Genomic DNA, 24,670 nt, shown 5'->3' on the forward strand with positions numbered 1-24,670 from the left:
GTCAGTGGCTGGGGTGGGGCACGGGCGTCGGGTTCGGTGCACTGCCCGGCGGCCAGGCCGGATGCGCCGGCGCCTGCTGTGGAAGGTGCACCTCAGCGGCCAGCACGGACGCCGACTGGTGGACGATGGCGGCGACGAGCCGGGCCGGCAGCCAGCCGGGGCGGAGCAGCGCGTCCGCACGCGTGGGTGCGGCGAAGCCCGCGGGGGCATCCGACTGGGATCCTCCCGCCAACTCGTCAATGACCTCCGAGAGTTGTGGCCGATGAGCCGGATCGCGGGACAGGCAACGGATGATCAGCGAGCGCAGCGCGGGCGGCAGTTCCTCCCGCTCCGGCATCGTGTACCCCGTGGCGGCGTAGGCCAGCGTCGCACCGAGCGCGTATACGTCACCCAGCGGGCGCGGCCGCCCACCGGCGGCCTGCTCGGGCGGCAGGCTGCCGGGATCGAGCCCTGGCGCCTCCTGCTGTGCGACGCCGTCCGGCGCTGCGGCCCGTACCGCCCCGAAGCAGGTGAGTCGGGGACCGTCGGCGGCGATCAGTACGGCGGACGGGCAAAGCCCGGCGTGGGTCAGGTTCTGCCCGTGCATGACGGCGAGGTTCTCGGCCAGTGCGATGGCGAGTGCCCTGACCGTCGGTTCGGGCAGCGGGCCGCCGTGCACGGCGAAGGCGACAGGCAGCGGCAGCGCGGGCAGGTAGGGACAGGCATGCCAGGCCTGCTCACCGGGGGCGGCGAGTTCGACGGCAGGAAGGACCCAGCTCCCGAGAAGATAGCGAGAAGTCTCGGCCTCGGCCATGAAGCGCTGCGGGTCGACGTCTGCCAAGGGCCTGCTGAGCAGTACCGTCCGGTCGCCGTCGGCGCTGCGGGCGATGAAGCGGTGCTCCGAGACCGGCGTGCCCGCCGGGATACCGGCGTCGAGCCGGGTAACGACCGTGTACGGGCCTATCTGCCGGGTACCCCGGGTCCCCGTCCCGGTGCCTGGCACGCGCATGTTCACCCTCAGTCCTCTGCCTCGGCTTCGTGGCTCGGCACAACAGCAAGGTGGGCGCCTCCCGCGCGCGCCCACCCTGGAGTTGCTTCTGCGAGCCTCGTCCTACTGGAAGTAGCTGGCCGCCTTCTTGTCGCCTTCCATGTACGTACCGCCGGACTGCGCGACGACGTGCCCGATGCCCTGCAGCGCCTGGTGGATGTCGTTCGCTTCCTTGTCCCAGCGGTGCAGCTTCTCGTGGAAGGTGCCCTGGGCCTGACCCTCCCAGTACTGCTGGCTGCTCACCACCAGGCTGCGCAGATCCCGCAGGTCCGACTCGAGCTGGCTCGCCTGGTTACCGATGTTGGTCGCCGCGTGGTCGAGCCCGTCATAAGTGACTGACAGCCCCTCAGCGTTGTTGGCCATGCCTGTTACCTCGTCTCGCTGGTGTGTACGTGATGAGTGCGCCGGCTGCCCGGCGGATGTCCTGTGTCCCGCTCGACTCAGTAGGAGCTGAGGGAAGAGGTCGGAACGGTGGGAGCGCCGTCCTGGAGGTCGATCTTGTTGACGGCCGCGCGGACCTCGTCTTCCTTGCTGTCCTTGATGTTGCGCGTCGTGGTCATCGCCTCGATGACGTCGCCGAGGATGTTGCCGATGTTCCGCAGCGACTCGTTGATCTCGAACTGCTTCTTGTCGAACGCGGCACGGCCGATACCGTGCCACTGACCTTCGAGACCGTCGATGACGCCCTGGAGGGTGTGCACGCGCTTCTGGATGTTCTCGTACTTCTCGACCATCCGCTTCTGCAGGTCGATTACTGCTGCATCTTCGAGCTTCTGCTTACCGGCCATGACCAGCTCTGCCTTTCGTGTGTCCGTTGTTAATCTGGTGGTTTCGGCTCACCGCTAGTGCTTGGTGCTTATTGCTCTCAGCGGGTGAGCGAGAGGTGCCGGCCCTGTCCGAACCGGGCAGGGCAGCTCCAGCTGTTGACGACGAAGGGCGTCACCTGGCGCGTCGTGAGCGCGCGACGGCCAGGGCACCGCCGCCGATCACGACGACTGCGCCGACGGCACCCAGCACGATCCAGGTGGTGCTGCTGTTGCCACCACTCGACTCCGCGCTCGATCCTGCCGCCGAGGTCGCGCCGGTGGAACCCTTTTCCTGGGCTTGTGACGTGGCTGATGCAGAAGGAGAAGGGGAGGGTGAGGTTGCGGATTTGGCGAGGAGGTCCCCGCCATTGTCCTTGGCGAGTGGGTCGACGTTCGGCGCCCCGGGGTTGTAGTGGGGATCCTCCAGAACGACACGAGGACGGATCATCCCATAGCCAGCGTATTTACTCGGGTCGCCCTTCGGCCACTTACGCCCAGCAGTGTCGATCAGGGAGCGCACAATCTGATTCACAGTCCAATCCGGATGGGCGGACCAGATCAGGGCAGCGGCAGCCGAGGTGAGCGCGGCGGCAGGACTCGTTCCATTACGGTTGTCGCAGTACGAACGGAAGGAAGCGTCACACCAACCGGGAAATCCCTCCCCCGGCGCTGCGAGGTCGACGTAATTTCCGTGTGAGGAAAATTTTGACACAGTCGCAGACTTATCGGACGCCGCCACTCCGATCACATAGGGATAAGCGGCAGGAAAATCGATGTAGCCACTCTTCCCTTGACCCGCATTGTTACCGACTGACGCAATCAACAACTTGCCTTTGGAGGCCGCATATTTGACCGCAGCCTCATCCTGGTCGCTCGTCATACCGCCGAACGACATGTTGATGATCTTCGCATCGCTGTCAGCAGCCGCCCTGAGGGCTTGCCAGGCCTCCGGAGTCTTCTCTTTCTCCGTCGAATCTTTGAGCCCTTCAAGCTGCACGCGATAGGGAACGATCTTCGCCCCGGGTGCCAGCCCCTTCAATCCACCGCCTGCCCCCGTACCCGCGATCAACTCAGCCATACTCGTGCCATGGCCGGCGTAATCAACGGTCGCATGATAGGCAACCGCCTTGGGGACATCGTCAGTCAGGACTTGTCCCTTCAACGAAGGCGTATTCGCGTTCACCCCTGTGTCGATGACCGCAACCTTGACGCCCTTGCCCGTGCTCACCTTCCACATCTGTTCGGCTTGCATGGGGCCCAAGTACCACTCCTTCGACTGTTCGTCGGAAGCAGCAGCGCCGGGGGCCAAGCCCACGGTTACCACGGCCAGGGCGCCTACGACCGCACCCACCGCGCGCGCTCGTCTTCCGTAGTGCGCCCTGCGGAGTTCAGCCTGCTCGGCTCGTCGGCTGGTCCCTGACTTCATGGCGTTGAATGTCCTCGCTGGCGTTCAGTTGATGACCGGCGGCACATCGCGCCGCGGGCTGTTCGGCAGGTGCGTCTCTTCATCTTCGACCAGGTAGTCGGGCCGCTGCGTCCCGTCCGTCTTCCGTTCGTCGCCGGGCTTTCCGTTGTGCCCGGCACCGCGCGCGAGACCGGCACCACCATGGGTCATGCCGTTGCGCTCGGCTCCCGCCGCGGAGGTGCGTGCGGCCGGCCTCCCGGTGACGGCCTCGGACGTTCCCGCACGAGCACGAGAGCCGGTCGCACCAGAGCCGGGCCGCGCCGTGGCCTCAGACTCGGGCGCTCCGAAAACACCACGCTGGCCGAGTCGGCCGGTCGGGGGACGGGAGTTGGCCTCTTCCTCACCACCGATGACCGTGCCGCGAGGAATCCTCGACCCGTTCTTCGACGACGGATTCATCGTGGACGGACGTCCCCCGACAACTCCGTTGGACCGGCCGGCGCCGGTGGTCGGCCCACTGGCCGTACGCTCTGCCGCCGTGCCTGTGAGGCGCGGCGTACCACCCGTTACTCCTCGACCCATCGGCGAGGACGACCTTGGTTCTGAACCGGTGCCCTTGACGGCAGACTGACCAGTCGACGTGGTGCGACCCATCTGTTCCACAGGCCCTCGCCCTGCGGAGCGCCCGGAGCTCGGATTGGTCAACTCGGACGTGCCCGCGCGCCCCTGAGCGGTCGGAGGGTTGCGGAACCCGCCGGTGCCGCTCAAGCTCCGGCCGGAGGTGGCGTTGGGCATGGGGAACCTGAGGCCACCGCCGTCGAACACATTAGGCTGGCTGCCACTTGTCGGAGGCGTGCCCGTGACCGGCGGAGTGTGACTGGGCCCAGGTGCGGTGGTCGTGGGCGGAGGCAGCGTGCCGGTGGTGTCGATGTGCGTACCGACAGGCACGTCCGGGTGTCTGACTCGGTCCGTGGCGTCGTTTGCAGGTGCTGGCGCGTGGCTTGGGTCGGGCATACTCGCGTGATGCACCGGCGCCACGGTCGCGTGGTGTCCTCCGACGGCTGTCGAGCCCGTCGTCCCTTGGGGGCTGTGTGAAGCGGACCTTTGCGGAGCAGGGTCGACATACGAGGTGGGCTTGGGCACCCCGACATCGGGGAGCCCCTTGAACTCAGGCGCGTTCTTGTGCAAGTCCTGCAGTGATTCATTCGACACCGCGTAGTACGACGCCAACCGATTCATCTGGTTGATCGCCTCTTGGCGGTGTTTCTCCACCTGGACGGCAGCGGCGTAGTCCTTGTTGCCGGCGACCTTCTCGTGGGCGGGGAAGTCCTTGGCGGGCGTCGGATTCGCTCGCGTATCGCGAGGGGGCATGGCCTTCCGGACGGACGCCAGCCCCTCGGCGGCGGCGGTGATCTGGTCGCCCGCACCACCGGCGAAGCTACTCAGCTGGTAGGTGCTCGTGACGAGGTCATTGCCCCACGTCCGGAAGCTATCGCCCGCCTTGCCGACCCACGGGACCGTATCGAACTCGCCTTTGAGGTCGTCAGCCGCCGCCTTGATGGCATCGCGGGCGTCCCAAAGAGCCCGGCCGGAGGACTCCAGGTCCTCCGGGTCCGTCTGCTCGACCAGGTCGATCATCCTGTTGAGGTCGTAGCCGTCGAATTCCGTGCGTCTGACCATGGCCGGTGAGTACCCGGAGGCCTTGGCCAGAGCGCGGATGCTGTTGTCCACGAGCCCTACAAGGCCACCGCCCTCGTACGGATGATCTCCGAGAGCCCGGGCGATGTCCGTGAAGTTGTTCTGGGTAGAGACCCGGTCCAGATCCGCCTGGTGCTTGTCGGCCATCGTCAGTACCCACCCGTCTCACCGTCGCCAGCGCGCTTGCTCGACGACTTGAGATCCGCGATCTCCGTCTGAATCTCGTAGAACCGACGCCGCTGCTCTTCTTCGAGGCCTTCGAACGTCCCCTTCGCCCCCATAACGGCAATGTTGGTTGCCTCGATCTGCAGATGCAGGGTCTTGGAGAGGGTCGTAAGCCGCTCATGGACGGTGTTGAACGCCGAGTACAGGTCCTCGGCCTCCGCGAAGCCTCCGGGCCCGCTACTCAGTGACGTCTGGCGGATCGTCTGCTCCCCGACCCGCGCCGGATTACCTGCCGACTTCTCAAGGGTCGAGAGGACAGCGTCAACCTTGCCGACGAACCTCTTCAGCGCGTCACGACTGGCCTCCAGATCCGCTCCCGACGAGCCCCCGCTCATGTTCCTCCCCGTTTCCCCGTACACCAACGACCACGACCGGATCAAGACCGGCCATCCACTCGCCGCACGATCGCAAAGTAGGTCGCGCCTCACCGCGCCTGACCACTGTAGTCAACCTGCCCAACGGGTCCAACCGGCATATGTGTTGACTCGGTTACGGGACCGAATCAGACGCCGCAGTTTGCCTGTTTTGCGAGCGTGTGACCGGCTGAATGCGCGGGCCACCGGTCGTGCGCCCTTGAGATGCAGACCAGACCTGACGCGATCACCCCGCCCCTGGCCTCACGACATCGCCTGGATCTTTGCAGAACTTCCACACGCAACAGCTTGGGCGGTACGCCGACGACCGTCTGATGGCCGACCCGACGGCCACGGCTCCAGAAGTCCGCGACCAAGCGGAAGGCTCCGTTCACCACGTCACCCATGTCGCCATAATCTGGGGGCATGGAGCAATGGGCCGGGATGCTGGTGCTGGTGCTGTTGTTCGCTTAGGTCGCGGGCGTGTTCACCCTCGCATTCTCAGTCTCCGTGCGCGGACGAATCGACCACTACTGCGGTGTGGGAGCCGTGCACGGGCGTGCTCGCAATCTGAGTACGCTCGGGGTTCCGCCCGGGCGTGGTTGACGAAGCCCATCAGCGGGTGGTGGCCGTAGCCTCACCCGGCCCCCGACAGTTGTGTCACAGACCTACCATTGGCAACCTCGACGACGAACTCACTAGCGGCGCGAGCCATGGGAACGGGGAGAAGCGGTACTGATGTCATGGGAAGAGTGGGATCAGCTCAAAGCCGACGCGAAGGCTCGCGGGACCGCACACATGCAGCTCAACCACCTCGCCGACCCTGTTGACGGGGGCGGCAGCAGCAGCTCCTACGGAGACCTCAAGGTCAGCAACAGCGATCTCGCACAGATCGGCAAAGAAGCTCACTCGCTCTACGACCAGTTGTGGAACAAGGCCCGGGTCGCGCAATCGACGAGCGAGTCGGCCGCCGGAGACCTCACGAAGCAGGGGTTCACGCTGGGCAAGGGGCTGAAGCACGTGGCCCAGCGCTGGGACGACCAGCTGACGTCGCTGCTGGACGCGTGCGCACAGATCTCCAACCACATGCACACCACCCAGAAGATCCACACCGGTGACGACGGCTACATCGCACGTGCGATGAGCAGTATCGACGCCCTGGACGCCGGATTCGACGACCGCGTGGGAGAACCGGGCAAGAAGAACCCGGTCTACTCCCCCCCGAAGAAGAAGCAATGAGCGAGGCCACCGAGTGAAGTTCGAAGACCTCTATCAGGCCAACTTCAAGCAGCTTGACGACGCGGTCGACGACTGGGGGCTACTCGTCCGCAATCTGACGGACCTGCAGAAGCAGGCGAAGGACGGGTTGCAAGGAGCAGCTGCACCAAGCCGTCGAGGACGGCCGCAAGAAGAACCTCACCGTGATCCCGTCAGGCGACGGCGGCTTCATCGTCACCATGGCCGTCCATCCTGACCGCGCAGGGCAGGGAACCAAGGTGCCCGACCACACCGTCGCGGGCGAGGACCACCTGCGCGACCAGGTGCAGAAGATCCTCGACAACGCCGCGAAGAGCGACAGTACCGCGACCGACGTCCTCATGGCACTCGTCGACGAGAGCAAGTACGGCTTCTCCGGCGCCGTCTACAAGGACCGCGACCAGGCGGAAAAGGCCGTACAGGAGGCCGACGAGCTGGCAAAGCTGGCACGGAAGGACCCCGCGAAGCTCACCCCTGCGGACTTCGACAAGATCAACGCCGGCCTGAAGCAGTACCACAACGACCCTCTGTTCTCCGAGGAGTTCGCCGAGCTGCTGGGCGCCCAGGGCACGGAGAAGTTCTGGCTGGGCCTCAACGACGACCGCGAGGGCGGGCATCTGGCCTACGACCGCGGATACAAGTACGCCGAGCTGCAGAAGAACCTGGGCCTGACCCTGGCCACCGCGAGCCAGTCGGACAGCGCGGGCATGACGGCGTGGAAGCAGCAGGTGATCGCTACCGGCAACAGGGCGGTCGGGACCCACGGCGACGTCCTCGGCTTCCAGGTGATGAGCAACCTGATGCGCAACGGCGACTTCGACGACACCTTCATGAACGACTACGGTTGCGCGCTGATGAAGACCGAGCGTTTCTACACGGACGACGGCAAGAACGTGGCCTGGCAGGCGAACATCTGCCCCCCAGCTCAACTACGAGGGCAGCGACGGCGGCTGGGATCCCCTCAACGGATATCTGGAGGGCCTGGCGAACAACCCGACAGCCGCCACGAACTTCTTCAACGAGGATTTCATCCCGCAGGACGGGGACCACAAGAAGGCCGTCTCCAACTTCGACTACCTCTTCAAGCAGCGCCAGTGGCCGATGGACATCCACGACACCCACGATGTCCACAGCATCGCCGGCCAGAACTACCTGGCCCAGGCCCTGGAGGCGGCGACCACGGGCCACCCGGCGGGTGAGATGCCGACGATCGACACCCCGGCGCACACGGCCGCCCAGTCACACCTGTTCGAGGAGATCGTCTCCGCCACGGCGGACAAGCAGGAACTCCTCACCGACCGCGGCTACATGTCCGACAGCATGGGCCAGATCGCCTCGGAATACCTGCCGGACATCAACCGTGCCAACAGCGATTTGCCGCACACAGACCTGTTGTACCCCATCGATGGCTCTGCGGCCCATCTCGACAGCCCCAGCGTGAACAAATTCCTGTTCGCCGTGGGCCAGAATCCCGAGGGCTACGCCGCCGTCGAAGTGGGCCAGAAGGCCTACATGTCGAACCTGCTGCAGTACCACCTGGATCCCAACCTGCCCGCCGACCACCGCTTCACCAACGATCACAATCTCCTCGTGCAAACCGTCGCGGAGAGGAGCGGCGAGGTCTCCGGCATCCTCAGCCAGGGCCGCATGGAGGCCATCGGAAGCGTGGCGAAGGGCAAGGACGACTCCTTCGACCACGCCGTCGCCCAGTACCAGAACCTGATCTCCGGCGGCGTCGGTACGGCGGTTGGCGTGGGCACCTCGTTCATCGGTTCCCCCGTGGCCGGTGGCATTGTGGGCGGCGCCGCCGGCACCGCGACGGGGGCGGCGATGCAGTGGCTGTTCCAGGACGTCCAGGGCAGCGCGGCGAATGGCGCTCAGGACGACCAAGGTAAGGTCTGGCAGGACGGCTTGGGTCGCAACACCGAGTACACGAGACGGGCAATGGATGAGGCAGTGAAACGCTACCACTTGAGCCCAGACCTTGTGAGCTACGCATCAAATGCGGGACATCAAGGCTATTACAACGCCCAGGCCATTATTCACGGCCAGTCGCCGGGCAGCACCGCGGACGTTCCGGAATGAACAGAGGAGAATCTTTGAACACCCTCCGGGCCTACGCGGGAAGGCGTTCTATTGTCATTGTATCCGTGACTGCCGCCCTTCTGGGGACCCTCTCCGGGTGCAGCGACCACAAGGAAAAGCGTCAGTACGCGATCCCGTACTCCCTGTGCGGGATTCCAGTCGACAGCGACACGTTGGCCCCGTTCATGCCGCCTGGACGAAAGATCTCAGTCAGGCAGGACCTACCCGATGGCTTCGCAGCGCGTTGCGAGGTCCGCGTTGACTCCCGCCTCGCAGTGCAGGCTTCGCAGGAGTGGCTGTCAGGCCCCAACACGGCCTACTTCGTGGGCGGACAGGCCAACTCCAAACTCGGTCACCAAGCCGAGGACGGCAGGTTCCTCTATTCCGGCTGGGAAGCATTCGGAGAAACGCGTAGCTGTAAGAGCGAGAAGCTCCTAGGCAATCACTTGTTCACCGCATTCCAGATGCACTCGTCCAACCATCAGGATACCGACGCGATGAAGCAGCTCATCACCGCATACACAAACGCCGTCGAAAAGACAGACACCTGCAAGCAGGGGTTGCCCTTCAAATCCCAGCCTTGATCTTGCATTAGGGGCCGTCAGGTTGCTGACGGTCCCTTTCTGCTCGTGCAGAGCGGAGACTTCTGCCTCCGGACGAGGTCGGCGCGAGCCCCGCGTGGTGACAGCCCATCAACTTCCCAGGGAGTTGATGCGCGCACACCAGGCGCGTACCAGCGTTCATCACCCCGCCTCCAGCCGCCCCCGCCTGCGCCGCGCGTCCCGGACCGCCACCGCCGTGCCGCTCAACCCCGCCACCAGGACCAGGCTGCCCACGGCCACATAGGTCGCCATGCGGGAGTCGCGTTCCGCCGCCGTCTCGCCGAAGTGCAGCGGTGCGACGGACGGAGCCTCGCCCCTGGCCACGCCGTCCTCAGGCGCGGGGGACTCGACGGGGTGCTCCGGATCCACGTCCGCCAACGCCTTGACCGGGTCCACCACACCCCATCCGACCAGTCGGTCATGGCCGGGAATCGAGCGTTCCGCGCTCTGTTCGATCTGGGCGACTACCTGCTGGGCCGTCCAGTTGGGGAATTTCGACTTCAACAGGGCTGCCACGCCCGCCACATATGGCGCCGAGAAGCTCGTGCCGTTGTCCGAGCAGTGACCGCCGCCCGGGACTGTGGAGATCATGTCGACTCCCGGAGCTGCGACCCCCACGAAATCTCCCGACTGTGAAAAGGGAGCGCGTTCGTTGTTGCGGTCGGATGCGGCCACCGCCAGGACGCCCTTGTACGACGCCGGGTACGTCACCTTGACGTTGCCGCCCAGGCCGTCGTTGCCGGCCGAGGCCACCACCACGACTTTCTGGCCCAGGGCGTAGTCGACGGCGTTCTGCAGCTTCGAGTCCTTGGGATCGAGTGCGTTGGCCGTGTCCTGGGAGATGTTGATGACGTCCGCGCCGGCGTGCACCGCGTCGAGAATCGCCTCAGCCAGCGTGTCCGCTGTGCCGTCGCCTTCGGCGTCGTTCTGCTTGATCGGGATGATCTTTGCGTCCGGGGCCAGGCCGACGAAACCCGTTCCCTTCAGCGGGCGGGCCGCGATGATGCCCGCCACGCGGGTGCCGTGCCCGACCGTGTCCGTGGTGCCCGAGTTGTTGCCGCGGTCGATCTTCTCGCCCTTGGAGTTCTTGTCGGGCAGCAGGTTCTTGCCCTTCGACGCATCGACAGCCTTGGTGAGCTGCGGGTTCTTCACGTCTACTCCGGTGTCGATCACGGCCACCTGGACGTTCTTGCCCGTCGACAGCGCCCACAGCTCGTCGAGGTTGACGCGTTGCAGCGCCCACGGCCGGCCGGCGTACTTCTTCGACGGGAACGTGCACTGACCGTCGTCCGCCCGGGCCGGGGAAGCGGGCAGGACGACCACGGTGGTCGTCGCCGTGAGGGCGACCGCGGCGGCCATGGCCGCCATTCGGCCCACGGTCCCCTGCGTCCCGGTCCCCGACGTCCTTGCCTTCAGCATGAGTCCGTTCTCCTCCGCCGCCCCGCCGCTACGAACCCTGCGGCTGACGTGCCGCCGCCTCGGACAGGCGCGGGCCCGTTGGCAGGAACGTCGACCACACCATCGGGATGGGTGTGGGGGTCACCTTCTCGTAGCCGAGACGGGTCTGGGCGATCTTCGCCTCGCTCAGCTCCTCCTTCTTCTGCTGGGTGGAGGTGCCGATGCCCTGATCGTCGGTGGCGCTGTCGCTGTTGGACTGCAGGGCGTAGCGCAGACCTGTGTCGGTGACCAGGAAGACGCCGCCGGCCGAGGTCTCCGTGCCCTGGAACTGGCGGTAGAGCTGGCCGGAGCCCGGGGTGACGTACGCGCTGGAGGACCCGGTGGGCAGCTGGGCGGGAAAGTCGGCGCCCGCCCAGGTCGACAGGGTGGTGCTGCCCTGGTCGCCGACGGAGCGCAGGACGTTGCAGACGGTGTTGCGGCCACTGGTGGTGCGGGAACCGTCGTTCACCGTCCTCGGCTTGTACGTCGGCCAGTTCTTGTTCCCCTCGAACGTCGTGCTGTCGACGACCGCGCCGGGGCTGACCTGCTGTGCCTCACCGGCCTGGCCCACGCTGACGAGGGCGCCGCTGTTGAGAAGAAGGGTGGCCGTGAACTCGGAGATGCGGGCCACCTTCCCGCTCAGCACGACGTAGTACTGCATCGTCTGGCCGTCGTACGCCTTGATGACCTCGCCGACCTTGTCGTACTGCCCCAGCAGGCTGGCGGCGCCGGCCTTCGTCCCCGGCGTGCCCTGGATCGTCGGGATCGAGACCGGGTCGCCCTTGTGGAGGGTGTCGAGCCAATCCTGGGAGACGCGCTGCGGGGCGCGGCCCTGGGTGTCGAGGGCCTTGAGCAGTTCCTTGTTGCCCGGGTCGGCGATCTCGTACGACGTGCCCTGGGCGTCGACCACGTACTGGGTCTTGCCGTCCGGGGCGACGACGTACATCAGGTCACCGCCGGTGAGCTTGGAGGATCCCTCCGTCTTGGACCATTCCTTCTTCCCGAAGACGAAGGCCGCCTTCTGGATGGCCCGGCCGCCGTCGCCGGGGCGCTCACAGACCGCCCAGCGCTTGGCGGACGATGCCTCGTCCGGGGAGGGCAGACGGTCGGGAGCGTAGGGGATGCCGATGGTGGCGCCGTGCGGGGGCTTTCCGCTGTCCAGGATCTCCTCGTCGACGGTGATGACGCTGTCCTTGCTGGGGTCCAGCAGGAGCTTGGCCGAGGCCATGTTGAGGACCGGGTGCAGCTGCGTCTGCTTGCCTGTCTTCAACACCACGTACCTGGTGGTCGACTTGCTCGCGACGATGACGTGTTCTCCCGGTGTGTCCCAGCCCTTGGGCGCCGTCGGGCTGAACATGCCGATGGCGCCGAACACCGCGAGGACCACGGCGCCGACGACGAGGCCGGGCACCAGTGCGCTCAGCGGCTTGGGGGCGCCCTCCTCGGATCCGGAAGGGGAGGGCTGCAGGAATGACGCGAGCGTGCGGCGCTTCGCGAAGGTGTAGGCGTTGAGTTCGTCCCGCCGTGATGCCATCTGTGTCCGCTCTCTCCCCGTTGCGGATCCGTGGGGGACCTGTGAAGATCCGTCCCCCGCCTCAGTTGCCTCTGGTGCCTCGACTGTCAGAGCCGCCCCCTACTATGCCTGTTGCGCGGACGTGCTTGTGGCACGGGTAGGGTGCGCAGGGCTTGCAGGGACCGGAGCGCAAGGCTTTCCGGGAGAGTTCGGGGGTTTTGGATTGATGGCTTCCGCAACGCGGACCCGGTCGCGATCGCAATCGGCGTCACGCTCGAGCGGTGCGCGCCGGTCGGGCAGCCGTGGCTCGTCCTCCTCCCGGCCGCCTGCCCAGCAGGCGCGCATGCCCTACCAGGGCGCCATCGCACCTCATCTGGAGTCCCGCTCAGGGCGCGGCGGTTCGTTCGCGCTGCAGCGGCTGGTGCTGTTGGAGGTCGCGGCCGCGCTCGTGGTCTGCGGGTGGCTTGTGGGCCCGATCGCGCTGGTCGCCGCCGGCCCGTTCGCCGCGCTGCTCGTGGTGCTCGCCGTCGTACGACGCCGGGGGCGCTCGCTGCCTGAGTGGCTCAGCACCCTACTGGCCCTGCGTGCCCGCAAGCGGCGTGCGGCGAGCACACCGGTCCCGTCGGGCACCGACTCGGGTCTCGCGCCCGCCGTGGAGTGCGACCCGAGCTTGCGCACCTACAGTTACAGCCGCGGTGACGACCGCGACCAGCGGCCGATCGGCATGGTGGGCGACGGCGGCTTCCTGACCGCCGTGCTCCAGGTGGAGTCCGATGCGGGCGCGCTGCGCGCCGAGCGCAGCCGACGGCCGCTGCCGGTCGCCCTCGTCCGGGACGTCCTCGAAGTGGACGGCATCCTGCTGGAGTCGGCACAGATCGTGGTGCACACCCAGCCCGCTCCCGCGCTGCACCTGCCTCAGCAGTCGGTCGTGGTCAGCAACTACGCACCCCTGCAGGCCGAGACCGGCTCTCCTGCGGTGCGCATCACCTGGATCGCGCTCAAGCTCGACCCCGAGCTGTGCCCTGAGGCGGTGGCCGCGCGCGGCGGCGGGCTGCTGGGGTCGCAGAAGTGCCTGACCCGCTCCGCGGAGCATCTGGCCAGCCGCCTGACGGGCGCCGGGTTCCGGGCGAGCGTGCTCACCGAGGAAGAGCTGACGGCAGCCATCGCTACGTCGGCGTGCGCCAACCCGATGGTGACGGCGCAGGCCGCCCAGGCCGGGCGGGGCGAGTCGCCGCAACGCCGCACCGAGGAGTCCAGCCGCAGTTGGCGCTGCGACAACCGCCGGCACACGACCTACTGGGTGCGTCGTTGGCCCCAACTGGGCGGATCCGGCAGCTCGCTGGCGCAGCTGGTGGCGAAGCTGACAGAGGTGCCGGCCCTGGCGACGACCTTCAGCCTGACGCTGGCCAAGGGGTCGCAGCAGGACGTGTCCATCACCGGCCATCTGCGGATCGCCGGCCGCAGCAACCAGGAACTCACCAACGCGCGGCGCGATCTCGAGCTGGCGGCGCGGCAGACCCGCACCGGGATCGCCCGCCTGGACCGTGAACAACTCCCCGGCGTTCTGGCCACCCTGCCGCTCGGAGGTGCGCGCTGATGACCATGACGACATCGCCCTCGGGCAGGACCTCCTCGGCATCGGGCCTCGGCGAGCGGCTGCGCACGGGCTTCGGTCTCCTCGGCCCCCGCCACCCGCGGCACACACTGCCCGTGGAGCAGGCCGATGCGCTCTCCCTGCCCATCGGCGATGACGGTGTGGTGGTTGGCGTCAACGCCGAGGGCCAGCCCGCCGTCCTCGGGGTGAACCGTCCGACGCCGTACGACATCGTGCTCATCGGCGGCCTGTGGACCGCGCAGGTCATGGCGCTGCGCGCGGCGGCGACGGGTGCCCGGGTGGCCGTGGAGACGGGGCGGGCGCAGGCCTGGATGCCGATGGTGCACGCCATGGGTGGCGGGCAGAACGGCCTGACGGTGTACGACGTCGGCCGCGTCCCCCCACAGGGCGCCTCGGCCGGGACGCCCGTGCTGGTGGTGCGGGACTGCGGCATGCGGCCTCCGCGCGGGCGTGTGGTGTCGGCGCCGTGGCAGTCCGTGCTCACGCTGCTGCCGTATCTGAGCCCGGTGGCACCCCGGTTGATGCGTCAGGCGCGGCTGGTGGGCGTGCAGCGGGTGTCGCCGGACGAGGCGGCGGAGATAGGGCGGGTGATGGGGCTCCCGCGTCCGGATCTCGACACGCTGCCCACGCTGCCCGACGGTGTGACGCTCTGGTGCACGGAGCGGGACCGGCAGTACGTGGTGACCCGGGCGACCGACGCCGAGACCGGGCTGCTGGGCGTGGCCCGGCGGATGGACTGATACACACCCAACTTCACCCGATTTCAAGGGAACTGGCGGCCTGTCGCCCGTATTCACCTGCTATCGACCATTTCCCGCGGTGCTTGTGCGTCACGTTTTGGTGTACGTGCGCTTGCGTCGTGACAGTCTCGGGCCCGGTGTGACGCGTCGGACGGGCACGAAGGGGTGGCCGGGCCTGCCAGCCTCCTCGCTTTGGTGATTAGGCTGGGTCCGGGCACGTCGCGAAAACCCGCGCGCGGGGGTGCGCGCCCACGACAAAGGGGCCCGTGGCCCGAGGGGGAAGCCCGGCGAATCGTACGACAGGGACGGTCGCCCCCAGCACGGCATGAGGGTGTTCGACCACACCAGGAGGAACTGTGAACAGCGATCGGGACGGGATCCGCGGGGGCTGGGACACACCCGACGACGACCAGACCGACGCGGAGTCCGCCATCGAGATGACGGGCGAGTTCACCATCGACTACGCGCCGCCCGCCTGGTACACGCAGAACTCGTCGAGCCCGTCCGGCACGACTGCCTCTGCACCGATGCCGCCTCCGCTCCCCACCGCCCAGCCCGCCGGCACCCCGTATGCGCCGCCGCAGGGGACTCCGTACGCTCCGCCGCCGCCTCCGCCCGCGCCGGTGCAGGGTGGGCCCTTCGCGCCGCCGGCCGTGCAGCCCGCGCCGCCGGTGGGGAGTCCGGTGCCGATGCCGCAGTTGCCGCAGGGGTTCGAGCCGCAGCAGCCGTCGGCCGCTCCGGCGGTCCAGCCGGAGGCTCCGGCACCGGCGCCGGCCGTTGTGCCCGAGCCGGAGACCAGCAACGGGGATCTGGAGAGCGGGGCGACCATGCGCTTCTCCGCCGTGGCCCTCAAGCGTGAGATGGCCGAGATCGCCGAGCGTGCGGCGGTCGTCAAGGAGGAGGCCGAGTCCGTCGGTGGGGGTTCCGCCGAGGGCAGCGGTGCGGGTGCCGAGGGTCCGGCGGAGGCTGAGGGGGCTTCCGCTTCGGCTTCGGATGCGGAGGGCTCCGCCGAGGGTGCGGAGAGCGCCGAGGCCTCCTCGGGGGCCGAGGAGGCCGGGGACGATGCCGTCGCGGAGGGCGCCGGCTCTGAGGGGTCCGGCGTTGGTGGCGATTCTGGTCAGGGCGAGAGCGACGCCGGCGTCCAGGCCGAGGGTGCTGCCCCAGATGCTGAGGCCGAGGCCGCGGAGACGGCCGCCGGTGCGCAGGGCTCTGCCGATGGGTCCGACTCCGGTGCCCCGGAGTCCACGGACGCCGTGACGCAGGGCGCCGGTGCACAGGACGGTACGGTCGCGCAGGACGCCACCGCGCCTCAGCCGAACACCGCACCGCAGGACGCCACGACTCAGCCCAGCCCCGCCGCGCAGGACGCCACGGCCCAGCCCGGCGCCCCCGCGCAGGCCAACGCCCCGCAGGACGCCGTACCGGCCGCTGCTCCGGCCCCGCAGGACGCCGTACCCCCCGCTCCCCCGGCCCCGCAGGACGCGCAGCCCGGCTGGGCGCCGCCGCCCATGCCGCAGAGTGGGGTGCCGCCGCTGCCGCCCTCCTACCAGCCCGCTGCTCCCGCCCCGGCGGCGCAGTGGCCCGGGCAGCCCGCGCCGCAGCAGCCGCCTGGTCCCATGCCGGGGCAGCCCGCGCCGCAGCAGCCGCCGTTCCAGCCGCAGGCCCCGCAGCCCGCGCCCGCCGCCTGGAACCAGCCCGGCGCACCGCAGCCCGGGCAGCCGGCCGCGCCCACGGCAGGGCCGGGACCGCAGCCCCAGCCCCAGCCGACGGGGACCGCCGCGCCCAGCGGCTTCCCCCAGCCGAACGCCAACCCCCCGGCACAGCCCGGCGGTTACGGCTTCCCGCCGCCCGCACCCCAGCCTGGCGCCGACTCCCAGGCGCAGCCCGGCGGTTACGCTTTCCCGCCGCCGCCCGCGCCCCAGCCGACCCCGCCCAGCGGTTACGGCTTCCCCCAGCCTGACGCCAACTCCCAGGCTCAGCCCGGCGGTTACGGCTTCCCGCAACCGCAAGGCCGGGCCCCGCAGGCCCCGCAGGCCCCGCAGGCCCCGCACGCGCCGGTCGATCCGCGGTCCGGGGCCGCGTGGCCGCAGCCGATCCAGCACGACCAGCGGCAGCCGACCAACCCCGGTGCGGCGCCGCTCGGTTACACCGCCGCCGTGGAGTTGTCCGCGGACCGGCTGCTCAACAACAAGAAGCAGAAGGCGAAGAGCGGGCGGCCCACCGCGGCATCAAGTCGCTTCAAGATCGGCGGCAAGAAGGAGGAGGCGGAGCGGCAGCGCAAGCTGGAGCTGATCCGCACGCCGGTGCTGTCCTGCTACCGGATCGCGGTCATCAGCCTCAAGGGCGGCGTCGGCAAGACCACGACGACCACCGCGCTCGGCTCCACCCTCGCCACCGAGCGGCAGGACAAGATCCTCGCGATCGACGCCAACCCGGACGCCGGTACGCTCGGGCGGCGCGTGCGGCGTGAGACCGGAGCGACCATCCGGGATCTCGTCCAGGCGATCCCCTATCTCAACTCGTACATGGACATCCGGCGGTTCACGTCCCAGGCGCCGTCCGGGCTCGAGATCATCGCCAACGACGTCGACCCTGCCGTGTCCACCACGTTCAACGACGAGGACTACCGGCGCGCGATCGACGTGCTCGGCCGCCAGTACCCGGTCATCCTGACCGACTCCGGCACCGGTCTGCTCTACAGCGCCATGCGCGGTGTGCTCGACCTCGCCGACCAGCTGATCATCATCTCGACGCCGTCCGTGGACGGTGCGAGCAGCGCCAGTACGACGCTGGACTGGCTGTCCGCGCACGGGTACGCCGACCTGGTCTCCCGGTCCCTGACCGTGATCTCCGGAGTCCGCGAGACCGGCAAGATGATCAAGGTCGAGGACATCGTGGCGCACTTCGAGACGCGCACCCGCGCTGTCGTGGTCGTGCCGTTCGACGAGCATCTGGCCGCCGGCGCGGAGGTCGACCTCGACATGATGCGGCCGCGGACGCGCGAGGCGTACTTCAACCTCGCCGCGCTGGTCGCCGAGGACTTCGTACGCCACCAGCAGTCGCACGGGCTGTGGACCAGCGACGGCAACCCGCCGCCGGTGGCCGCCCCGCCGATGCCGGGCCAGCCGATGCCGGGGCAGCCGTATCCGGCTCAGGCCCCGGGGCAGCAGCCGTATCCGCCCCAGCAGGGACAGCCCGGTCAGCCGTATCCGCCGCAGGGCCCGGGCCAGCAGCCGTACCCGCCCCAGCAAGGACAGCCGTATCCGCAGGCCCCCGGCCAGGAGCTGTACACCGGGCCGCCGCAGGCTCCGGCGCAGCAGCCCGGCCAGCCGTACGGCTATCCCCAGCCCCCGCAGCAGCAGTAGCACGCGAAGGGCGGCCGGTGCGATGAGCACCGGCCGCCCTTTCGTGTCACATGACCACAGACGGGAGTACTACTCCTGCTCCGCCGCCACGATCTCGCGGCACCGCTTCACATCCACGGCCATCTGCTCCAGCAGGGCGTCCAGCGAGTCGAACTTCGCCTGGCCGCGCACGTAGGCGAGGAAGTCGACGGCGACGTGCAGGCCGTACAGGTCGAGGCCGACGCGGTCGATGGCGTACGCCTCCACCGTGCGCTCGGTGCCGTCGAACTGCGGGTTCGTGCCGACCGAGATCGCGGCCGGCATGATCTCGCCCTGCGCGTGCAGATAGCCGGCGTAGACGCCGTCGGCCGGGATGGCGGTGTGGGGCAGGGTCTCCACGTTGGCGGTGGGGAAGCCCAGCTCCCTCCCCCGCTGGGCGCCGCGTACGACCACGCCCTCGACGCGGTGCGGGCGGCCCAGGATCTCGCGGGCGCCCTCGACGTCGCCCTCGGCGACCAGGCAGCGGGTCAGCGTCGAGGAGAACGGCTTGCCGCCGCCCGCGTCACCGGTGACGTACAGGTCGACGACCTCGACCTCGAAGTCGTACGTCTTGCCCTGCTCGGCGAGGAACTCGACGTTGCCGGCCGCCTTGTGGCCGAAGCGGAAGTTGGGGCCTTCCACGACCGCCTTGGCGTGCAGCTTGTCCACCAGGACCTTCACGACGAAGTCGGCGGGCGACAGCTTCGAGAACTCGGTGGTGAAGGGGAGGATGAGCACCGCGTCCACGCCCAGCTCCGCCATCAGCTCGGCGCGGCGGTGGTGCGGGGCCAGCAGCGGCGGGTGGCTGCCGGGGCGGACGACCTCGCTGGGGTGCGGGTCGAAGGTGACCACGACGGCCGGCACACCCAGCTCGCGGGCGCGGTCCACGGCATGCTTGATGATCAGCTGGTGGCCGCGGTGGACGCCGTCGTAGGAACCGATGGTGACGACGCTGCGCCCCCAGTCCTGGGGGATGTCCTCCAAGCCACGCCAGCGCTGCACTGTGACCGCTCCTCGAACCCGTGTCCGTATTGACTCTCAAGACTTGCGCAGGTCTAAGGGTGCCATGCCGGGTGCCCCTGGCCCGCATCGGTGTCGGGGCTGTGACCGGGCGCACGTCCGCGACAACCCTCCGCTGCCTGTCACGCCGGCACGCGGACGCCCGCCAGGCTCTCCAGCGTGCGGCGGGTGCTGGGGCCCACCACGGCGGCCCAGTCGTCCGGGGTGTCGGTGAGCCAGCGGGCCATCAGCGTGGCGAAGCCGGGCACGTGCCGGCCCAGGTCGACCAGGCCGCGGTCGAAGCGGGTGGCGCCCTCGGGGGTGCGGACCAGGAGCAGGCCGGTGCGGTGGACGAGCCCGCGGATCTCCTCCTCTCCGCGTTCCCCGCGTTCGCCGGGCGCGGCCGCCGCGTGCAGGACGGCGTCCAGGACGGACGGGTCCTGTTCCCGCGCCAGAAGGACCTCCAGCAGCTCGCGGCGCAGCGGGCGGGAGGCTGGGGTGCCCGCGGCGGCGAGTACGGCGGCGAGGGCGGCGCGGAGCGGTTCGGGGCCGTGGCCGTCGTCGAGCAGGCCGGTGACGAGGGGCAGCAGGACGGGGCGGGCGGTGGGGCCCGCCTCGAGCCGGCGGTCGACGTGGGCGGCCAGCGTGCCGGCGAGGTGTCCCACGGTCTCCGGGCGCTGCCGTACCGCCTCGTTGGTGAGGTCGGCGACCCGGCGGGCCAGGGCCGGGGTGGTCGCCTCGAAGAGGGTGCGCAGGGCGTCCCCCGCGTCCGGGGCGCGCAGGCGGCCGGCGAACGCCTCCAGGACCGGGTCCGGGTGGGTGGCGAGGGCGGGGGCCAGGGCGCCGGGCGGGATGTGCGGGTCTCCGTCGGCGAAGTGCCGCAGGGCCTCGGGCAGGTGCCGGTCCCGGGTGTGCGGGTCGTGGACCAGCAGGGCGAGGGCGCCGCCGTGCAGGGTGCGGTCGGCGGGGCGGGCGAGCAGGGCGAGCGCGCTGTGGCGCAGCAGCTCGCGGTCGGCCTCCACGCGCGCGTGCGGGGCCGCGCGCAGCGCGAGCGCCACGGCCGCCGCCCGGCGCGCGGGACGCTCGTCGTGCGCCCAGCGGTCGACGGCCCGGCACACGGCCGACGGCTCGTCCTCGGCGAGCGTGGCGAGCAGCTCGCCGGCGCGCCGGTGGGCGGCGGCCGCCAGGAGGTCGGTGAGGTGGTCCAGCGCGCCGTGCCGGTGGGTGTGCAGCAGCGCCTGCGCGGCGGTCGCGACGGTGGCGTGCGGGGTCGCGGGCAACGGCCGTTCGTCGTCGAACCAGCGGATCAGCTCCGGCTGTACGACGCCGGGTGCGGCGGCGAGCAGCCGGGCGACGGCGTCGAGGTACCGTCCACCGGGCTCAGGAGGCGTCCGGTCGGCCAGCACCAGGCGGCGCAGCAGATCGAGCCGCTCGGCGTCCGGGAGCGGCAGCTCGGTCCAGAAGGCGGGTGCGAACTCGGCCGGTACGGGCCGCTGCGCCCGCCGCCAGGCCACGATCCGGTCGGCGAGCAGGCGCAGCACCTCGGTGTATGGCGTCGCGTCCGGGACCTGGTGGAGAGTACGGGCGAGCAGCCGGGCGGCCCACCAGGAGCCAGGGTCCCGGTCCAGGGCGTCGGTCAAGTCCCGCAGCCGCGCGGCGAGTTGGCGTGATCCGTGCTGGCGGGCGAGGAGCAGCAGGGCCTGCACGACGGGGCCGACGCGATGGTGCGGGACGGGCACGGGGGCCGGCTGCCGGGGGGCGCGGGGGCGGTGGACGAGGGCGTGCAGGGCCTCGTCCAGGTCGAGGTGCATGCCCTGGATCCAGTCGGCCAGCTCCTCGTGCGCGAAGCGGTAGCCGATGCCGGCCGGGACGAGCAGGCCCTCGGTGAGGACGGCGGACGCCCACCCGGTACCGCCGCCGAGCCGGGCCGGGGCGGGCCCCCAGGGGAACACCGCCTCGAACGACTCCCGGTCCAGCTCGCCCTGCCCCGGCCCGAGGCTGCGCCGCGCGGCCTCGTGCACCTGACCGGCCACGCGCGCGGCGAGCCGCCGTACGGCGGTGCCCCGCGGTCCGCCGCTCTCGGCGGCGAGGCGCACCGCGATGCGCAGGCACATCAGGTCGAGGTGGGCGGCGAACACCTCATGCCGGTCGACAGGCCCGGCAACCACCGCGTCCGGCACCGCCGCACGGACCTCGGACAGCAGCCGGAGGGTGAGCGGGTGGCCCGCGTCGCGGTCGATGAGGGCACCGTCGGGGATGTCGTAGCGGGCACGGGCTCGGCGGGCCTCGTCGGGGGTGAGGGGGGTGAGGCGGACGCAGGGCGGGAGGAGCGGGGCGGGGGCGGATGCGGCGACGGCTGCTGCGACAGCGGGAGTGGGCGCGGTGGCGGCGGTGGAGGCGGGCCGTACGGCGAAAGCGGATTCGGCTGCGATTCCGGTCGTAGCTGCGGTGGCGGCCCGGGGTCCGGGGCCGGCGGCAGGGGCGGCTGCCCAGGGCGCGGGACCGGTCTGAGCCGCGGGACCGGCCGCCTGACCCGCGCCCCCGGTCGGCGCATACAGCAGGTCCGCCGGGAATCCCGCCCCTGCCCGTTCCCAGTACTCCTCGCGGCAGGCCACCACCAGCCGGGCATCGGTCTCGCGGAGCCAGTCGGCGGTGCCCCGGGTCCAGTCGGGCAGGCGGTGGGCGAGGACGGGGGGCATTTCCTCGGGGCCGTCGAGGAGGAGGAGCAGGGGGCGGCCGGATGTCGCGGCGAGGCGGGCCAGGTGCTCGGGGGTGTGGTCGCCGAGGTCGGTGGGGTGGGCACCGTGTGCGGCGGCGATGATCCGGGCGGCCCGCTCCAGGGTGCGGCGGGCGGCGTCGGCCACCGAGTCGTCGGTGTCCGCCAGATCCGCGCCGCGCAGCCACAGCGTGGGGGCGGGCCGGTCACCCCGGGTGCGGCGGGCGGCGAGGGCCGCGAGTTCCGTCGTACGGCCGCTGCCCGGGGCGCCGACGAGTGCCAGCACCGTCCGGTCGCCTTCCGTGAAGGCCGCCAACTCCCTTGCCACGCACGCGCGTTCGACCGGCTCCCGGGCTCCCGCGAGGCCGGTGTGCGGGCCGTCCTGGCCGACCGAGGTGGCCGTCAGCTCCAGGATGCCGGCCGGGTTGAGGTCGGCGCCGTACGCGGGCACGGTCGCCGCGTTGCGGGCGAGCAGCTCGCCGAGGGGGCCGTCGGCGGGCCGCAGCGGGACCGCGAAGCCCGCGTCGCTGTGCGCGGAGTGCAGGGCCGTGCCGACGACGCCGAGGACCGCGCCGGTCACCGCGTCCAGCACCGGGCCGCCCGCCGCCCCGCCGCCGAGCCGCAGCGCGTCCCGGCCGGCGGTGCCGATGGCCAGTTCCAGCGCGTCCTGGAGGAGGTGGAAGCGGTCGGTGGCGGTGTACGTCACCTCGGTGGCGCCCAGTACCCGCGCCTGACGCCAGCAGCCCGCGGGGAGCCGTACGTACGTCCCGGCGTCGATCCGCTCCCGCACGGTCAGCGGCAGCGGGGCCAGGCCCAGCCCGTCGGTGCGGACCAGGGCCAGGTCACGGGCGGGCAGCGGGGTGACGGCCGAGGCGTCGACCACGCACACGCGCTCGCCCGCGGCGTCGTCCGCGGCGTGCAGTACGAGCCGGGGCAGACCGTCGACGGCCTCGTGGCTGGTGAGCAGGGTGCCGTCGTGATCGGCGAGGAAACCGAGGCCCCGGGGGCGGCCGGCCAGGTCGCGGATCTGGACGAGCGCGGGAGTGGGGGGCGGGGTGGCGGGGCGGCCGGTGCCGTCCGCCGTGTCCCGTTCCCGCGTACCGTCCGCCGGCTCCCGGCGACCGCTTCCGGTGCGCGGGTCCCGTCCCGCTCCGGTGTGCGGGCCCCGTCCCGCCATGGCCGTACCTCCCCGCCCTTACCCCGTGCCCTGGGTACGACGGTAGGCGCGCGGTGATCGGCGGGACAGATCGCGTGGCGAACGCGCCCCCGTCCGCTCCCCCGGTTCACTCCGAGCGCCTGCCCGGACGGGTGAATAGGCGGGTGCCGCTGGATAACCCTAGGGATGGGGGAACCGAGGGGGGACCGTGGAGCGGCGGCAGGGGCCCACCCCGTGGCCGGCCGCCGCTCCACGGGCGACACGCGCGCATCCGTCTCAGCCGAAGACGGCCAGGCTCTTGGCCTTGCCCTTCTGCTCCTCGACGAGCGCCAGGAAGCGGCCCTCGCCGTCGAAGACGGCCACGGGACCGGCGCCCGCGTACGCGTCGGGCATCTCCAGCCGGACGCCGTTCAGCAGCAGCCGGGCGCGCCGGGCGTCCACCTGCCAGCGCGGGAACGCGGCCGTTGCGGCCTCCGCGATCGGCATCACCGTCAGCTCCTGCTGGAGCTGGTCCAGCGTCTTCGCCGAATCGATCTTGTACGGCCCGACGCGCGTACGGCGCAGCGCGGTGAGGTGGCCGCCGACACCGAGGCCGGCGCCCAGGTCACGGGCGAGGGCGCGGATGTAGGTGCCGGAGGAGCAGACGACCGAGACGACCAGGTCGAGGACCTGGGTGCCGTCCTCGGCGACCGCGTCCCGGACGTCGTACACCGTGAAGGAGGAGACCGTCACCGGGCGGGCGGGGATCTCGAAGTCCTCGCCCTCGCGGGCCCGCTTGTACGACCGTACGCCGTCGATCTTGATGGCGCTGACCTTGGACGGCACCTGCATGATGTCGCCGGTCAGCTTGGCGATGCCGGCGTCGATGGCGTCCCGGGTGACCTTGGAGGCGTCGGTGGACGAGGTGATCTCGCCCTCGGCGTCGTCGGTGACCGTGTTCTGGCCCAGGCGGACGGTGCCCAGGTACTCCTTCTCGGTCAGCGCGAGGTGCCCGAGCAGCTTGGTGGCGCGCTCGATGCCGAGGACCAGGACACCGGTCGCCATCGGGTCGAGGGTGCCGGCGTGGCCGACGCGGCGGGTCCGGGCGATCCCGCGCATCTTGGCGACCACGTCGTGCGAAGTGAAGCCCGACGGCTTGTCGACGATGACGAGGCCGTCGGGCGGGGTGGGCTTGCTGGTCATTCGGCGCTGTCGTCCGTCTCCTCGTCGGAACCCGGCTTCTTGTACGGGTCCGCCTCGCCGGCGTACGCGGCGCCCGCGGACGCCTCCCGCACGGCCGCGTCGGACTGCCGGGCCCGGTCGAGGAGGTCCTCGATGGTCCGGGCGGTGTCCGGCAGGGCGTCCGCGACGAAGGTGAGGGTCGGCGTGAACTTCACGCCCGCCGCACGGCCGACCTCGGAGCGCAGGATGCCCTTGGCGCTCTCCAGGCCCGCGGCGGCGGACTTCCGCTCCTCGTCGTCCCCGTAGACCGTGTAGAAGACGGTCGCCTCCCGCAGGTCACCCGTGACCCGGGTGTCCGTGATGGTGACGTGCGTGCCGAGCCGCGGGTCCTTGATCCCGCGCTGCAGCTTCTGGGCCACCACCTCTCGGATGAGGTCCGCCAGCCTTTTCGCCCGCGCGTTGTCGGCCACTGCTCCGTCTCCCGTTCTTGTT

The 24,670-nt window shown here is 70.3% G+C and carries 19 protein-coding genes; 7 read left to right on the forward strand and 12 right to left on the reverse strand.

The window, feature by feature from the left end:
• Position 1: 1 nt before the first annotated feature.
• From ACH47Z_RS40450 to ACH47Z_RS40475, 6 genes are all read right to left on the reverse strand, one after another.
• The gene (locus ACH47Z_RS40450; protein ID WP_399083429.1) at positions 2-988 is read right to left on the reverse strand and encodes a serine/threonine protein kinase; all 987 of its coding nucleotides are present in this window, start codon (positions 986-988) and stop codon (positions 2-4) included.
• A gap of 102 nt (positions 989-1,090) precedes the next feature.
• Positions 1,091-1,390, reverse strand: a complete 300-nt coding sequence (locus tag ACH47Z_RS40455; RefSeq protein WP_399083432.1) for a WXG100 family type VII secretion target — start codon at positions 1,388-1,390, stop codon at positions 1,091-1,093.
• 77 nt (positions 1,391-1,467) lie between these two features.
• A complete protein-coding gene (locus ACH47Z_RS40460) occupies positions 1,468-1,815 on the reverse strand; it encodes a WXG100 family type VII secretion target (RefSeq protein WP_399083435.1) in 348 nt (115 codons plus the stop codon).
• 151 nt (positions 1,816-1,966) lie between these two features.
• A complete protein-coding gene (locus ACH47Z_RS40465) occupies positions 1,967-3,184 on the reverse strand; it encodes a S8 family serine peptidase (RefSeq protein ID WP_399083509.1) in 1,218 nt (405 codons plus the stop codon).
• A 99-nt stretch (positions 3,185-3,283) separates the two neighbouring features.
• A complete protein-coding gene (locus ACH47Z_RS40470) occupies positions 3,284-5,083 on the reverse strand; it encodes a hypothetical protein (protein ID WP_399083438.1) in 1,800 nt (599 codons plus the stop codon).
• Positions 5,084-5,085: 2 nt separating this feature from the next.
• Positions 5,086-5,496 (reverse strand): hypothetical protein, encoded by a 411-nt coding sequence (locus tag ACH47Z_RS40475; protein WP_399083440.1) that lies wholly within the window; start codon positions 5,494-5,496, stop codon positions 5,086-5,088.
• Between the two features lie 756 nt (positions 5,497-6,252).
• Between ACH47Z_RS40475 and ACH47Z_RS40480 the strand changes: the two genes are divergently transcribed.
• The 4 genes from ACH47Z_RS40480 to ACH47Z_RS40495 all read left to right on the forward strand — a co-directional run bounded on the left by ACH47Z_RS40480 (position 6,253) and on the right by ACH47Z_RS40495 (position 9,440).
• A complete protein-coding gene (locus ACH47Z_RS40480; RefSeq protein WP_399083443.1) occupies positions 6,253-6,753 on the forward strand; it encodes a hypothetical protein in 501 nt (166 codons plus the stop codon).
• 182 nt (positions 6,754-6,935) lie between these two features.
• The gene (locus ACH47Z_RS40485; RefSeq protein WP_399083446.1) at positions 6,936-7,970 is read left to right on the forward strand and encodes a hypothetical protein; all 1,035 of its coding nucleotides are present in this window, start codon (positions 6,936-6,938) and stop codon (positions 7,968-7,970) included.
• The gene (locus ACH47Z_RS40490; protein ID WP_399083449.1) at positions 7,873-8,856 is read left to right on the forward strand and encodes a hypothetical protein; all 984 of its coding nucleotides are present in this window, start codon (positions 7,873-7,875) and stop codon (positions 8,854-8,856) included. Before ACH47Z_RS40485 ends, ACH47Z_RS40490 begins: the two co-directional genes overlap by 98 nt.
• A gap of 14 nt (positions 8,857-8,870) precedes the next feature.
• Positions 8,871-9,440 carry a hypothetical protein gene (locus tag ACH47Z_RS40495; RefSeq protein WP_399083452.1) on the forward strand — a complete coding sequence of 190 codons (570 nt, stop codon included), beginning with the start codon at positions 8,871-8,873 and terminating at the stop codon, positions 9,438-9,440.
• 159 nt (positions 9,441-9,599) lie between these two features.
• Here ACH47Z_RS40495 and mycP read toward each other — a convergent pair whose 3' ends face one another.
• A complete protein-coding gene (gene mycP, locus ACH47Z_RS40500) occupies positions 9,600-10,877 on the reverse strand; it encodes a type VII secretion-associated serine protease mycosin (protein ID WP_399083455.1) in 1,278 nt (425 codons plus the stop codon).
• A 28-nt stretch (positions 10,878-10,905) separates the two neighbouring features.
• Entirely contained in the window at positions 10,906-12,429 is a 1,524-nt protein-coding gene (gene eccB, locus ACH47Z_RS40505; protein ID WP_399083458.1) for a type VII secretion protein EccB, read from the reverse strand.
• A gap of 205 nt (positions 12,430-12,634) precedes the next feature.
• On the opposite strand from eccB, the gene eccE reads away from it, so the two are divergent.
• The 3 genes from eccE (at position 12,635) to ACH47Z_RS40520 (ending at position 18,128) form a co-directional block, all read left to right on the forward strand.
• Positions 12,635-14,005 (forward strand): type VII secretion protein EccE, encoded by a 1,371-nt coding sequence (gene eccE / locus ACH47Z_RS40510; RefSeq protein WP_399083461.1) that lies wholly within the window; start codon positions 12,635-12,637, stop codon positions 14,003-14,005.
• Positions 14,005-14,763 carry a hypothetical protein gene (locus tag ACH47Z_RS40515; protein ID WP_399083464.1) on the forward strand — a complete coding sequence of 253 codons (759 nt, stop codon included), beginning with the start codon at positions 14,005-14,007 and terminating at the stop codon, positions 14,761-14,763. Before eccE ends, ACH47Z_RS40515 begins: the two co-directional genes overlap by 1 nt.
• Positions 14,764-15,119: 356 nt before the next feature.
• Positions 15,120-18,128, forward strand: a complete 3,009-nt coding sequence (locus ACH47Z_RS40520) for an SCO5717 family growth-regulating ATPase (RefSeq protein ID WP_399083467.1) — start codon at positions 15,120-15,122, stop codon at positions 18,126-18,128.
• 69 nt (positions 18,129-18,197) lie between these two features.
• Here ACH47Z_RS40520 and ACH47Z_RS40525 read toward each other — a convergent pair whose 3' ends face one another.
• From ACH47Z_RS40525 to rbfA, 4 genes are all read right to left on the reverse strand, one after another.
• A complete protein-coding gene (locus ACH47Z_RS40525) occupies positions 18,198-19,148 on the reverse strand; it encodes a bifunctional riboflavin kinase/FAD synthetase (protein ID WP_399083470.1) in 951 nt (316 codons plus the stop codon).
• A 140-nt stretch (positions 19,149-19,288) separates the two neighbouring features.
• Positions 19,289-23,038, reverse strand: a complete 3,750-nt coding sequence (locus ACH47Z_RS40530) for a trypsin-like peptidase domain-containing protein (protein ID WP_399083473.1) — start codon at positions 23,036-23,038, stop codon at positions 19,289-19,291.
• Between the two features lie 255 nt (positions 23,039-23,293).
• The gene (gene truB, locus ACH47Z_RS40535; RefSeq protein WP_399083476.1) at positions 23,294-24,199 is read right to left on the reverse strand and encodes a tRNA pseudouridine(55) synthase TruB; all 906 of its coding nucleotides are present in this window, start codon (positions 24,197-24,199) and stop codon (positions 23,294-23,296) included.
• Positions 24,196-24,648 (reverse strand): 30S ribosome-binding factor RbfA, encoded by a 453-nt coding sequence (rbfA, locus tag ACH47Z_RS40540; protein ID WP_399083479.1) that lies wholly within the window; start codon positions 24,646-24,648, stop codon positions 24,196-24,198. Before rbfA ends, truB begins: the two co-directional genes overlap by 4 nt.
• Between the last annotated feature and the right edge of the window lie 22 nt (positions 24,649-24,670).

Origin of the sequence: Streptomyces sp. NPDC020192 (assembly GCF_044388685.1) — a bacterium.
Classification (GTDB): domain Bacteria; phylum Actinomycetota; class Actinomycetes; order Streptomycetales; family Streptomycetaceae; genus Streptomyces.